Annotated in this window: 10 protein-coding genes; 8 read left to right on the top strand and 2 right to left on the bottom strand. The window is 58.7% G+C overall.

From position 1 onward, the window contains the following. Positions 1 to 1,197 carry a kynureninase gene (kynU, locus tag ABUK73_RS17305; protein WP_353578357.1) on the top strand — a complete coding sequence of 399 codons (1,197 nt, stop codon included), beginning with the start codon at positions 1 to 3 and terminating at the stop codon, positions 1,195 to 1,197. Between the two features lie 7 nt (positions 1,198 to 1,204). Here kynU and ABUK73_RS17300 read toward each other — a convergent pair whose 3' ends face one another. Then, positions 1,205 to 1,972, bottom strand: coding sequence for an IclR family transcriptional regulator (locus tag ABUK73_RS17300; RefSeq protein ID WP_353578356.1), 768 nt, complete (start codon positions 1,970 to 1,972; stop codon positions 1,205 to 1,207). Positions 1,973 to 2,074: 102 nt separating this feature from the next. Between ABUK73_RS17300 and ABUK73_RS17295 the strand changes: the two genes are divergently transcribed. The 7 genes from ABUK73_RS17295 to ABUK73_RS17265 all read left to right on the top strand — a co-directional run bounded on the left by ABUK73_RS17295 (position 2,075) and on the right by ABUK73_RS17265 (position 10,466). Continuing rightward, on the top strand, positions 2,075 to 3,667 hold the full coding sequence (locus tag ABUK73_RS17295; protein ID WP_353578355.1) for an ABC transporter substrate-binding protein: 1,593 nt from the start codon (positions 2,075 to 2,077) through the stop codon (positions 3,665 to 3,667). An 80-nt stretch (positions 3,668 to 3,747) separates the two neighbouring features. Next, entirely contained in the window at positions 3,748 to 4,725 is a 978-nt protein-coding gene (locus tag ABUK73_RS17290) for an ABC transporter permease (RefSeq protein ID WP_353578354.1), read from the top strand. 14 nt (positions 4,726 to 4,739) lie between these two features. Beyond that, the gene (locus tag ABUK73_RS17285) at positions 4,740 to 5,657 is read left to right on the top strand and encodes an ABC transporter permease (RefSeq protein WP_454892385.1); all 918 of its coding nucleotides are present in this window, start codon (positions 4,740 to 4,742) and stop codon (positions 5,655 to 5,657) included. Then, complete coding sequence (locus ABUK73_RS17280) at positions 5,657 to 6,634, top strand: ABC transporter ATP-binding protein (RefSeq protein ID WP_353578353.1); 978 nt, start codon at positions 5,657 to 5,659, stop codon at positions 6,632 to 6,634. Before ABUK73_RS17285 ends, ABUK73_RS17280 begins: the two co-directional genes overlap by 1 nt. A gap of 19 nt (positions 6,635 to 6,653) precedes the next feature. Next, positions 6,654 to 7,679, top strand: a complete 1,026-nt coding sequence (locus ABUK73_RS17275) for an ABC transporter ATP-binding protein (RefSeq protein WP_353578352.1) — start codon at positions 6,654 to 6,656, stop codon at positions 7,677 to 7,679. Continuing rightward, positions 7,669 to 8,955: an NAD(P)/FAD-dependent oxidoreductase gene (locus ABUK73_RS17270; protein WP_353578351.1), complete on the top strand. Its 1,287-nt coding sequence runs from the start codon at positions 7,669 to 7,671 to the stop codon at positions 8,953 to 8,955. The genes ABUK73_RS17275 and ABUK73_RS17270 overlap by 11 nt, the downstream gene beginning before the upstream one ends. Then, positions 8,952 to 10,466, top strand: a complete 1,515-nt coding sequence (locus ABUK73_RS17265) for an amidase (RefSeq protein WP_353578350.1) — start codon at positions 8,952 to 8,954, stop codon at positions 10,464 to 10,466. The genes ABUK73_RS17270 and ABUK73_RS17265 overlap by 4 nt, the downstream gene beginning before the upstream one ends. 80 nt (positions 10,467 to 10,546) lie before the next feature. On the opposite strand, the gene ABUK73_RS17260 is transcribed toward ABUK73_RS17265, so the two are convergent. Further along, positions 10,547 to 13,231: a TIGR02302 family protein gene (locus ABUK73_RS17260; RefSeq protein ID WP_353578349.1), complete on the bottom strand. Its 2,685-nt coding sequence runs from the start codon at positions 13,229 to 13,231 to the stop codon at positions 10,547 to 10,549. Between the last annotated feature and the right edge of the window lie 17 nt (positions 13,232 to 13,248).

Genomic DNA, 13,248 nt, shown 5'->3' with positions numbered 1-13,248 from the left:
ATGACGATGAACACGGTTTTGAGAAAAGAGCTTTTCAATCTGCCTGATGGCGTCATCTATCTCGATGGTAATTCGCTGGGTCCTCTGCCGGCCAGTGCTTTGGCAAGAGCCACCAAGACAATTGGCGAAGAGTGGGGGCAGGAACTGATCCGCGCATGGAACAGTGCGGGCTGGATGTCTCTTCCCCAGCGGGTGGGCGACAAGATTGCGCAGTTGATCGGTGCGCCTGCGGGCTCCGTCACCACGGGAGATACGCTGTCCATCAAGGTCTATCAGGCAGTTGCGGCAGCGCTGAAAATGCGGCCAGACCGGAAGGTGATCCTGTCGGATAACGGCAATTTCCCCTCGGACCTCTATATGGTCGGCGGATTGATCGATACGATTTCCAGCGGCCACCGTCTTCTCACCCCATCTCCCGATCAGGTTGCCGACCACATCGACGAGACGGTCGCGGTGGTGATGTTGACGCAGGTCGATTATCGCACGGGACGATTGCACGACATGCACGCCATTACGCGCAAGGCACAGGAAGCCGGCGCGGTGGTCATATGGGATCTGGCCCATAGCGCGGGTGCCGTGCCACTTGATCTGACCGGTTGCGGTGCGGAATTTGCGGTGGGCTGCTCATACAAATATCTGAACGGCGGTCCCGGTGCGCCAGCCTTCATCTATGTCCGTCCCGATGTGATCGAGAGCATCGAGCCTGCATTGGCCGGATGGATGGGGCATGATGCGCCGTTCGGGATGGAACTGGCCTATCGCCCCGCAATGTCAATCGAGAGACTGCGGGTCGGAACACCGGCCATCGTGCAACTATCGATTCTGGATGAGGCCTTGGAGGTATGGAACGGCGTCGAAATGAGCGACATCAGAAAAGCTTCCATCACGCTCAGCGAAATGTTCATTGCCGGTGTCGAGTCGCGATGCCCGGGCCTCAAGCTGGCGTCACCCAGACAAAGCGATATCAGGGGATCGCAGGTGTCTTTTGCTTTCGAGCATGGCTACGCCGCCATTCAAGCGCTGATCGACCACGGCGTCATCGGTGATTTCCGCGCGCCTGATATCATGCGCTTCGGCTTCTGCCCTCTCTATATTGGCGAAGACGATGTCACCAATGCAGTCGAGATCGTGGCAAAGGTGATCAACGACGGCCTTTGGGACGACCCGAAATACAAAAAGAAGCTGGCAGTGACGTGAGCCCTCTTTAAAAAGACGGGTTCTGCAAGGACGTACAAGAGGCCGTCAGGGCTTTTGCCGCTTGGATGGTCATCTCCGTGAGGGTTTCTTCACGCTTTGCCAGTTCCTGCAAGGGCAGGATCAGGCAAATGACGCCAATGCAGTGTCCCTGCCTGTTGTTAACGGGAGCGGCGACGCAACCGATGTAGGGGTCGACCAGGCCGCGCGCGATCCAGAAGCCGGTTTCGCGGGCAAGGCCGATCTCATGGCTGAGAATGTCCAGTGAGGTCGGCTGGCCCGACGGTGTCGAAAAATCCTCTGACGGAATGAAGCGGGCCAGATCGTCACGGGCAACATTTTGCAGGAGGAAGCGCGCTGACGCAGTCCAGGGAAGGGGCATACGCGTGCCCTCCGATGCACCACGATATGTGTGGCCGCGCCCGGAGCGGGAGACGAGGATCAGTTGCTTCCAGTCTTGAAGCACATCCAGTTCGACGAGTTCGCCTGTGGCTTCCGAAAGCTTTTTGACCACGTCCTTTGCTTCGCGCAGCAGGGGCGTACTTTTATCATAGGCGAAGCCTAGCAAACCGCATCGGCGACCGGGAACGATCAGGCCATCGGGCTCGATCTGATCGAGGTAACCGCGGGTGAGCAGAGTGTCGATGACGCTGTAGATCGTGGTGCGTGGCGCGCCGAGGATTGCCGCTATGGCATTGCGCGTAATCGGCTTTTCCTGCTGCATCATCACGTCGAGCACGTCCAGCAACCTGTCTGTTCCCTTAGCTCTGATATTCATACCAATCCTCCTATTGACAGACGGAATATTTGAAACCTAAAATGCCTTATAACGATATCATGTTCCTTGTAAAGGACATGAACAAAAAAGGGGAATGCCAAAATGCATGTGAGACCCAAAGTTATCCTGTCAAAAACAAAAGCCGCCGTTGGGGCAATCTTCGTCCTGACGATGCTGATGCAAAACACTCAGGCCGCTGATCTCAATCTCGCCATGAGTTCTCCGGCGACCTCGATGGACCCGCAATTTCACAACGCAAACCAGAATGTCGCGGTCCTGCGCAATATCTTCGAAACGTTGACAATCATGGATTCGGACAGCCGGATCACCCCCGGTCTCGCCGAATCCTGGACGAAGATTGACGATGTGACGTGGGAGTTCAAACTTCGGAAGGCGAAGTTTCATGATGGTAGCGAGTTTACGGCGGAAGACGTCGTCTGGTCACTGAAGCGGCCCGCCACCATCGAGAACAGCCCTTCGAGCTACACGATCTACACCCGCTCGATCATCCGCACGGAGATCGTGGACGAGCACACCGTTCGCCTGATCACCGCCACGCCCTATCCGCTTTTGCCTGCGGATCTCGTTTCGATTTTCATGCTGAGCAAAAAGGCAAGCGATGGCGTGAAGTCGGAGCAGTTCAATTCTCCGAAATATGTCGTCGGGACCGGCCCATACAAATTCGTCAGCTACACGCCTGATGACCGTGTCGTCACGACGCGCTTTGACGATTACTGGGGCGGAAAGCCCAAATGGGACAATGTCACGCTACGTTTCATGCCCAATGACGGCAGCCGCATGACGGCACTGCTTTCAGGCGATGTCAACGCCATCGAAAACGTTCCGACGCCCGATATTCCGAAGTTGAAGGCGAACCCGGATTTTGTCTTTGCATCGAAAAAATCCAACCGCATGGTGTTCATGTTTCTCGACAGCGGTCGCGATACGACGCCGGGCGTGAAGGCAATTGATGGAAAGCCGCTCGCGAGCAACCCTTTCAAGGACATTCGTGTGCGCAAGGCGATCAATATGGCGATCGACCGCAAGGCCATCAACGACCGCCTGATGATGGGACTTGCCTACCCCACCAACAACATGGCCACCGACCAGATGATGGGTTACGACCCGGAACTCGAAAAAGTGCCATTCGACCCGGCTGCTGCGAAAAAGTTGCTGGCAGAGGCCGGTTATCCTGATGGATTTCGTCTGACGCTCGGAACGCCCAACAACCGCCTGATCAATGACGAACGCGTTGCTCAGGGCATCGCCCAGATGCTGACCCGCATCGGAATTCGCACCGATGTCGATGCTGCCCCGTTCGCTTCGGTCAACACCCGTGGCAACAAGGGCGAATACTCATCCGTCATGATGGCCTGGGGCGTTCAGACATCCGAAGCCTCCACCGGGATTCGCATGCTGGTCGCCTGTCCGGACAAGCAAAGGGGTTGGGGCGTTGGCAATTGGGGGCATTACTGCAACCCCAAGCTCAACGAGCAGCTCGTTGCCCTGACATCGGAAATGGACGACCAGAAGCGCAACGACATGCTCAAGGCTGCCGTCCATACGGTCATCGACGACATGGCCATCGTGCCGCTCTACTTCCAGGGTTCGACCTGGGCTGCGCGCAAGGATGTGGAGATCATTCCGCGCATGGACGAGCGCACCTCCGCCGCGATGTTCGTACCCAAGACGTAGATGCTAGCGCGGGCGTGCTTGCGTGAAGCACGCCCTTTTCCCTTGCGTCACCTGACGCCGCAACGCGATTGGTCATATCCATGTTAGCCTTCCTGATACGACGGATAGGGCAGGGTATTCTTGTTCTATTCACCATGGCAGTTCTGGTCTTCCTGGCAATCTTCGCGCTGGGAAACCCGGTCGATGTGCTGGCCAGCCCGGATGCGGACCAGGCCGAGCGGGCCGCGCTCGCCGCCCGGTTCGGTCTGGATCAACCCTTGCCGGTACAGTTCACCTCCTTCATTTCCAACGCTCTCAAGGGTGATCTCGGCAGCTCCTTCACCTACGGAAAGCCCGCCCTCGCGGTTATCGTGGAAAGACTTCCTGCCACTCTGGAACTGGCGGTTGTCGCCCTCATTCTCTCGGTCTGTATCGGCGTGCCGCTTGGCGTCATTGCCGGTATGAAGCCGAAATCGGTGGCGGGACGCGCGATCATGTCCACCTCGATCCTCGGCTTCTCGTTGCCCAATTTCTGGATCGGGTTGATGCTCATCCTGTTTTTCTCGGTCTATCTGGGCTGGTTACCTTCGGGTGGTCGCGGCCCGACCGAAAGCATCCTTGGCCTGCAGCTTTCGCTGGGGTCGTGGGAGGGCATACGGCACCTCATCCTGCCGGCCATGACCTTGGCGCTCTATAAATCCTCGCTTGTCGTGCGGCTATGCGAAGCCGGGACGCGTGAGGTTATGACCCAGGAATATATCCGTTTTGCCCGCGCCAAGGGCATCTCCCAGTTCCGCATCATTCGCCTGCACCTGCTGAAAAACATGATGATCCCGGTCATCACCATTCTGGGCATGGAGTTCGGCGCGATGATTGCGTTCACCGTCGTCATCGAAACGGTCTTCTCCTATCCGGGCATGGGTAAGTTGCTGATCGAATCCATCAACCGCCTCGACCGTCCGGTGGTGGTTGCCTATCTGATGGTCACGACAGTCATATTCGTCGTCATCAACCTCGTCGTCGATCTCCTTTACGTCGCGCTTGACCCACGGGTCAGGCTGGGCGGTGGAAACTCATGAAAAGGGATATGATTATGACAATCAGCGAAAATGCCCCCACTGCCGCTCCTGTTCACAAAGGCGAACGCCTGCTGGTGAGACAGGCCCGCGATCTGGTTTCCAGCCCGGAAGCGGCCATTGGATTGATATTTCTGGGGCTACTTGCTCTCGCGGCCATCTTTGCCGCCTGGATTGCACCGCAAAATCCCTATGATCTGATGCAGCTCGATATCATGGACAATATGCTGCCTCCGGGCTCGCAGCTTTCCAGCGGTGTCACGGCGTGGCTCGGCACCGATGATCAGGGCCGCGATCTCTTGTCCGCCATCATCTATGGAATGCGCATTTCACTCGGCGTCGGGATTTCGGCGGTTGCAATAGCCAGCGTCATCGGTGCCTGTATCGGCGTTCTCTCGGCCTACATAGGCGGCCGTTTCGACGCGCTGGTCATGCGTATCGTCGATCTTCAGCTGTCTTTCCCATCCATCCTGATAGCGCTTGTTCTGTTGTCCGTTTTCGGTCGCGGTGTCGACAAGGTCGTGCTGTCGCTGGTTGCGGTGCAATGGGCCTATTATGCCCGCACCGTGCGCGGCTCCGCTCTGGTGGAGAAGAACAAGGACTATATCGCCGCCGCGCGCGGTCTGGAAATTCCCCAGTCCCGCATTCTGCTGCGGCATATGCTTCCCAACTGTATTCCGCCGCTGATCGTCGTCTCCACGGTTCAGATTGCCCATGCCATTACGCTGGAATCGACATTGTCCTTTCTGGGCGTGGGCGTGCCGGTGACGCAGCCTTCGCTAGGGATGCTCATCGCCTCCGGCTATGATTTCCTGCTGTCAGGCAATTACTGGGTTTCCACCTATCCCGGCATCGCACTCGTCGTCATCGTCATCGCGATCAATCTGGTTGGCGACCGGCTGCGCGTGGTTCTTAACCCGAGGTTTTTAGGCTGATGGGTGATCTTGTTTCAACAAAACCGGCGCTCAGCGTCGAGAACCTCAACGTTTCGTTCAAAACCCGCAAAGGCAGGGTCAATGCCGTTACGGATGTGAACTTTCACGTCAATCCGGGTGAGGTTCTCGGTGTCGTCGGCGAATCCGGCTCTGGCAAATCCGTGACCGGTCTGGCCCTGATGGGCCTCATCGATCCGCCCGGCATCGTCTCGGCCAAAGGCATCAGACTTGATGGCGAGAATATTGCCGCTCTCCCGGATCGAGAATTCAGAAGGCTTCGCGGCAACCGCATTGCCATGATCTTTCAGGATCCCATCTCGACGCTGAACCCCGTTCTGCGCATCGATACGCAGATCATTGAAGCCATCAGTGCGCATGAGCGTTTGTCGACCAAAGCGTCACGAGCAAAGGCGATTGAGGCCCTGAAAGCCGTGGGCATCCCATCACCGGAATCGCGGTTGGAAGCCTATCCACATCAGTTCTCCGGCGGCATGCGCCAGCGTGTGGCAATCGCCATTGCGCTTCTGCATCGCCCCTCGGTGCTGATTGCGGATGAGCCAACGACAGCACTCGATGTCACGATACAGGCACAGATTCTTGCGGAGGTTCAAAAGCTTGCGGCTCAGAGTAACACGGCGCTGGTGTGGATTACGCATGACCTGTCGGTCGTGGCCGGTCTGGCCGATCGGATAGCGGTTATGTATGCGGGACGTATCGTCGAAAGCGGCACCGTATCGGACATTCTGGTCAATCCTGCCCACCATTACACCTCAGGTCTGATCGCGTCTGTGCCAAGCCGCAATCGTCGGGGGCAGCCGCTTGCACAGATACCCGGCTCCACGCCCAATCTCGGCAATATGCCGGGCGGTTGCGCCTTCCACCCCCGTTGCGCGGCAAGCACGACGGTCTGTGCAAGCACATTGCCGGTTTCATCGAACGCAGGCGGCCATTTCGTTCGCTGTCATCACCCGAGATAGAAGAGAGGTGGACCAAGCCATGCAGCAACCAATTCTCACACTGGACGGCCTGTCGCGACAGTTTCGCGGCACGCCTGATCTTGCGCAGCGAATATCCGACTTCATCATGCGAACATCCTCGGAAGTGGTGGTGCGCGCGGTTGATGATATCAATCTGGACATCCAACGGGGAGAAATCATCGGGCTGGTCGGCGAATCCGGCTGCGGAAAATCGACACTGGCGCGGATCGTGTCTGGCATTCTGCCGCCGTCGCAAGGCCGCATCGTTCTCGATGGGCGCGATGTCGCCACCATGACAGAGGCTGAGCGGAAACGAGCCAGTCTATCGATCCAGATGGTCTTTCAGGATGCGACGGCCGCACTCAATCCGCGTAAGCGCGTGGTCGATCTGATCGGCGAGGCGGCGGTCGTGCATGGGATCATCCCCGCCCGTGATCTCGTTTCCTATGTCAGCGGCGTGATGGAACTGGTCGGGCTCGATCCTGCCAGCCGCGATCTCTACCCGCACCAGTTCTCGGGCGGGCAGCGCGCCAGAATTGGCATTGCACGCGCCCTCGCCGTAAAGCCGCGCGTTCTGGTGTGTGACGAGTCAACCGCAGCGCTCGACGTTTCCATTCAGGCGCAAATCCTCAATCTCTTCTCAAAGTTGAAGCGCGAACTCGACCTGACCTACATCTTCGTCAGCCACGACCTGGGCATGATCGAAAATTTCTGCGACCGTATCGCGGTCATGTATCTGGGGCGCATCGTCGAACTGGCCGACACTGAACAATTGTTTGCCGATCCTCGCCACCCCTATACGCGCGCGCTTCTTCAAGAAATTCCGACGCTGGAGCCGCGCAAGCGACAGTTCACCGCCATTCAGGGCGAACTACCGTCACCATTGGAGCCACCTTCGGGATGCCATTTCCATCCGCGCTGTCCAGTCGCAGCCCCGATCTGTTCTCAGGAAAGACCGGCCTTGCTCGAAAGCGGACCGATGCGGTTATCGGCTTGCCACTTCCGTAACGAGTTGCAGGCGAGGGAGCGGACAAGTGCGGTGTGAGGCCCCGGACGTCGACGTTATCGTGCTTGGTGCGGGTATCGTTGGCATATCGACGGCCCTGCACCTCCAGATGCGGGGGCTGCGGGTGGCGATCATCGATCGTCAGGAGCCGGGAAAAGCGACCAGCTATGGCAATGCCGGTTTCATCGAAACATCTGCAATATTGCCGCATCCCTTTCCAAAGGGCATCGCAAACCTCCTGCGTCTAGCCTTCAACCGATCAACTGCCGTCAAATCTGACTATCGATTTCTGCTGAAAAATCTCCCTTGGCTTTTCGCGTACAAAAGGGCGTCCTCGACAAGCAATCTGGAAAAAATTGCTTCACCGTTCAGACGGCTAAGTGGGGCTTCCCTTGCGGAGCATCGACTGTTGATCGAAAAAACCGGTGCAGGCGACCTTCTGAATGAAGATGGCTGGCTGGAATTGTGTCGCACTGAGCGGGACCTGCAAGAGGCCGACCGGGCTGCGGATGCGGCTAGAGATTACGGCATAAACGCACGAAAGATCGATGGCAGCGCGCTTTCGCGACTTGAGCCGGCGTTAAAGACGCGGTTTGCGGGCGCCATTCACTGGCTCGATACTGCCCGCATCGTCGATCCCGGCGGCCTGATGACCAAACTCCGTGCCCTTTTCACCGCGCAGCAAGGCGTCTTTCAAAAAGGCGATGCCCTCGGGCTTCGATGTGTTGACGGTGTGTGGGAGGTTCCCGCCTCGGACGGTATATTGCGAGCGCCCAAAGTGGTGGTGGCGCTTGGGCCATGGTCTGTGGATTTGGTTCAAAAGCTGGGCTATCGCATGCCCTTCATCGCCAAGCGTGGATATCATCAGCATTTTCAAAATGCCTCCCCACCCCTGCAGCGCGCCATTTATGTGCGTGACCGGCACTGCCTTATCGTGCCGATGGTGCAAGGTGTGCGGGTGATGACGGGCGTGGAACTTGCCCCGCGGGACGCATTGCCAACGCCTTGCCAAATGGAAAAAATGATTGATTGTGCCCATGAGACGCTGGCGCTGGGCGAGCGGCTGGATGCGAAGCCATGGCTGGGCGCGCGCCCCTGCATGGCCGATATGCTGCCCGTCATCGGTGCGGCGCCACGCCACAAAGGCCTGTGGTTCGGGTTTGGCCATGGGCATTACGGCTTTACCCAGGGCCCGGTTACCGGGCGGCTTCTCGCGGAACTCATGGGCGGCGAGCAGCCATTTTTACCTGTTGAACCCTATTCGCCAGCCCGCTTTGAACGAAAACCAGTGACTTGGGAGAGCATACCAGCATGACAAAACAACCTCACTTCGACGGTTCCCCCTGCGATCTCGATGCCACCACCGCACGCCGGTTGATAGGGCAAAAGGCCTTGTCACCGGTGGAATTGGTGCAGAGCTGTATCGAGCGCATCGAAGCGGTCGACCACGCCGTCAACGCCGTGGTGACGCGCGATTTCGACAAGGCGCTATCAACGGCTAGAAGGATGGAGGATGAGGTGATGAGCGGCGCGCCGCTCGGTCCGCTTCACGGCCTTCCCATCGGGATCAAGGATACGGCGGAAACCGGCGGACTGAGGACGACCTTTGGCAGCGTGGTCTTTCGCGATCATATGCCCCAAAAGGACGAGGGCTTCGTGGCGCGGTTGCGGGACGCCGGTGGCGTTGTGATCGGTAAAACCAATGTGCCGGAATGGGCAGCCGGCGGAAACACCCGCAATCCAGTGTTTGGCGCGACCGGAAACCCGTTCGATACAACGAAAACCGCTGCCGGTTCGTCCGGCGGCTCAGCCGCTGCCTTGGCGTGTGGCATGATGCCTTTGGCATCCGGCTCCGATACCGGCGGCTCGTTGCGCAACCCGGCAGCCTATTGCGGCATCGTTGGCTTTCGCCCCACGCCTGGCCTGATCCCCAGTGAAAAACGCGGAACGGCGTGGCTTCAGGTTTCCACCCTCGGTCCCATGGCACGGACCGTTCAGGACACGGCGCTGATGCTTTCGGTGATGGCCGGACGGGATGGACGTGACCCGCTGTCTCCCGTCTGGGATGACACGCCCTATTCCAGCGCGGATTGGGCAGCCGGGCCTCCGGCTGTTGATCTTTCTCAGCTCAAGGTGGCCGTCACAACCGACTTTGGATTCGCTCCGGTTGAAACGGCCATTGCTGGGGCACTCAAGGACAAGGTCGCCCGCTTCGCTGATCTTTTCGGCTCTGTGACCGAAGCGACGCCGGATTGCAGCGGCGCGGATGACATATTTGCCGTGTTGCGCGCAGTTGCGGCTCTCAGCATGTTCGAGAAAATGATTGAAAAGCACGGCGATCAGATTGGACCGAATATTCATGCCAATGTTGCCGAGGGGCTTGGCTACAGCGCCAGCGATGTCAGCAGAGCGCTGAACGAACAGACGGCCTATCACCGCCGCTGGCACGCGTTCTTTGGAGATTACGATATCGTTCTGGCACCCGCCGTCACCGTCTCGCCGCGCTCCTGGCGGGAGCTATACCCGCGTGAAATCGAGGGACGCGAGACACGAAGCTATTACCATTGGCTGGCCTGCGCCTATGCCACGACGATCGCCGGGTGCCCGGCACTGTCGCTGCCTGTCGGAGTCGATCATCACGGCATGCCGTTTGGATTGCAGATCGTTGCCCGCAGAGGCGCCGACAGGTTCCTGCTCGGTGTTGCCCATGCATTGGAAAGCGCGCTGGCGGGCGATCCGCTGACGGCACGCCCTCTGCCGAAACTCGACGCCCTAACAAACGCGTCGCCGCTGAACCTGTCCGAGGGCTTTTACAGCTGGGATTGAGCGTTAAACGATCCGTTCACGGGTCTGCTGACGCAGACTTCGTGACGGACCTTTAGGCTTTTGGCCTGCGCTAAAGCAGCTTACCGAATGTCCAGCAAGCGCTCCAGATATCGGCGCTCGACCTCTCCGGGCGGGTTGTTACCGAGCTTTTCGCGGATGGCTTCGAGAATCTCGCGGGCGCGCTGGACATCGATTTCATCCGGCACGCGGACCTGATTATCGCCGAAATCCGGGCCGCTGCTTTCGCGCGGGCGACCGAGCGGATCGCGGCCGTTCTGGCCGCCTTGGCCCATCATGCCCTCCTGACCCTGACCGGGTTGCTGACCCTGCTGCCGCATGGCCTGCATGATCTGGCCCATCATGTCCTGTGCGCCCTGACGAAGTGCATTAAGGGCATTGCCCTGACCTTCGACGGCCTGTTCGCCCTGACTTTGACCGAGCGCCTGGCCAGCGCCCTTCATTTCCTGTTCGGCCTTGCCGAAATTCTGGCCGGGCTCCATGCCGAGATCGCGCAGGCCTTTTTGCAGATCGCCGAGTTGCTTTCCAAGACCATCCTGTTGCTGGCGCAGGTTTTTCAGTGCTTCGCGTAGCTGATCGGCTGTCATCTGGTCAGTCGGGTTCTGACCCTGACCATTCGGGTTTTGACCGTTCTGCCCTTGCTGCTGCTGGTCCTGCTGACCCGGCTGCTGGCCATTCTGCCCCATTTGCGGATCGCCGCCTTCTTCACCCTGCTGTGGGTCGCCGCGCTGCATGCGGTCACGAAGGGCCTGATCCAGCTTGAAGGTCTCATCCATCAGCTTTTGTTGCTGCTGCATGATCTCACCCAGCTTGTCGATCTGCTGGCGCAACTGGCTGCTTTGTTGCTGCTGTTGTCCCTGCTGGCCGCGCTGTGGTCGTCCTGCCTGAAGATTGTTCATCATGCGCTGCAATTGCGAAAGCATTTCCTGCGCGGCATCGCGATTGCCGGAGCGCGCGAGGTTTTCGATCTGGTTCATCATGTTTTCCAGATCGCGCTGCCGCAGCACATTCTGTGCCTGTTGGTTCATGTTGGACTGCGGTGCGTTCTGCATGCGCTGGGCGAGTTCCTTCATGAACTCGTTCATCGCTTCGCGAAGTTCCTGCATCAGCTTGGCGACTTCCTCGTCAGGCGCCTTGCGCTCCAGCGCATCCGAGAGCGCGTTCTGCGCGTCGCGCAGCCGCTGTTCGGCCTGAGAGAGATCACCATCTTCGATGCCCAGTGCAATTTGCCACAGGTAATCTGCGGTGTCCTTGAGCATCTCTTCATTGTAGGCGAGCTTCATGCGCGTCTGCGCAGATTGCAGTAGAAGATAATGGGTCTTGTTGGGAATGGTCTCTTCCGGACGCAGCCCAACAGCCTCGTTATAGGCGATTGCCTTCGGCATCTGGCGGGTATCGAGTGAGAAAATCTGGCGCTGTTCGACAATCGCTCCGGCCAGCGGCTCGGAGAAGTTACGTCCGGGCAGGATCATCTCCTGAGAGGGGCTGCGACCGGTTTGGCCAGCACCATCAGTGGCGACAAGCGTAATGCGCGCACGTTTGCCCGCCATGGGATGTTCGGTCAGATTGCGGCTGGTCACGCCTTTCATGTCACGCGGATTCTGGCGTGGCAGATCCAGCTTGAATTCCGGTGGCGGATAAAGCGGTGTCGCGCCTTCGGCCACGCCGATGGGTTCGATCACGGCGTGTGCTTCGCGGATGCCATAGTCATCCTTGGCGGTGAAGCCGATTTCCAGCGCACCGTTGACTGCCCGGCGCGGCAGATTGTCGAAAGCAATCGTTGGCGCTTTATCGGGAACGACGTTGAATTGCCATTGCTGGCCATTGGCTTCAATGGTGCCGCTTTCCTTTATTTCCATCGCGAAGGTTCGCGGTGCAAGCGGTGTCTCGGTCGTCTCCGCCACTTTCGCAGCGTCCTGTGCACCCGGCTTCTCAGCGCCTTCGGGTGTCAGTTTTTGCAGCTGACCTGCTTCTTGCGGCTCGAAGGTGACCTCTTCATTGCCTTCGCCGCCCGTCATGCGGATGGTGAGTTTGGACGATTGGGGCAGGGAGACGGCCTCATGTCCGGCTGCATTGTTGCCAGTGAGAAAGATCGGAGCACGACCGGTATAGGACGGCGGCGTAACCCATGCGTCGAGACGAATATCCGGGTTTGCCGGTCCGCTGGACGGGCGGTTGCGGAAGGCATCGGCAATATCGCCTGCGCCATTCGAAAAGGAAAAGCCGAAAGCGGCGACGAGAATGAGGGCCGGGATGGCGCGTAGTGCACTGCGGTCGTGGCTGGCGATGTCCGGCTGCGGCAGGCCTGCATCCAGCGCTGCAATCCGCTCGGCCATGCGCAGCTGGTGTTCTTTCCACAGCGTGCGCGCGAAAGGCGTTTCGAAAGCGGGCTCGTCCTCCTGCACGCCAACGGGTTGGTGCGGCAGGCCGTTACGAGTTTCCAAAAGGCGTGAAGCCTCATCTTTCGTCGGCCATCTTAACCGCGCAATGGGCAGCAGAGACGTGATGAAGGAAAAGATGAGCAGGAAGACAATGCCGAGGCGCAGGAAATCCGGCATCTGCCGGAAAAGGCCGAGCCAGGCCAGAGAAACAAACACGGCAGCGAGCGAAAGCGGAAGCAGGGTTTTGGGCGCAAGGCGCTCGGCAAAGAGCACGAGCTTGGCAAAAAAGCGCTTGCCTGCCACGCGGCGTGCAAGGTCCGGCCTGTTTTCGAAAGCGCCTTTTCCGCCCTGCCTGGATGTGGTCATCAATCCGTTCTCCCGGT

Origin of the sequence: Agrobacterium vacciniicorymbosi, assembly GCF_040427045.1 — a bacterium.
Lineage (GTDB): Bacteria > Pseudomonadota > Alphaproteobacteria > Rhizobiales > Rhizobiaceae > Agrobacterium.
Note: the sequence above shows the minus strand (reverse complement) of the source record. Positions and strands in the feature narration are given on the sequence as shown.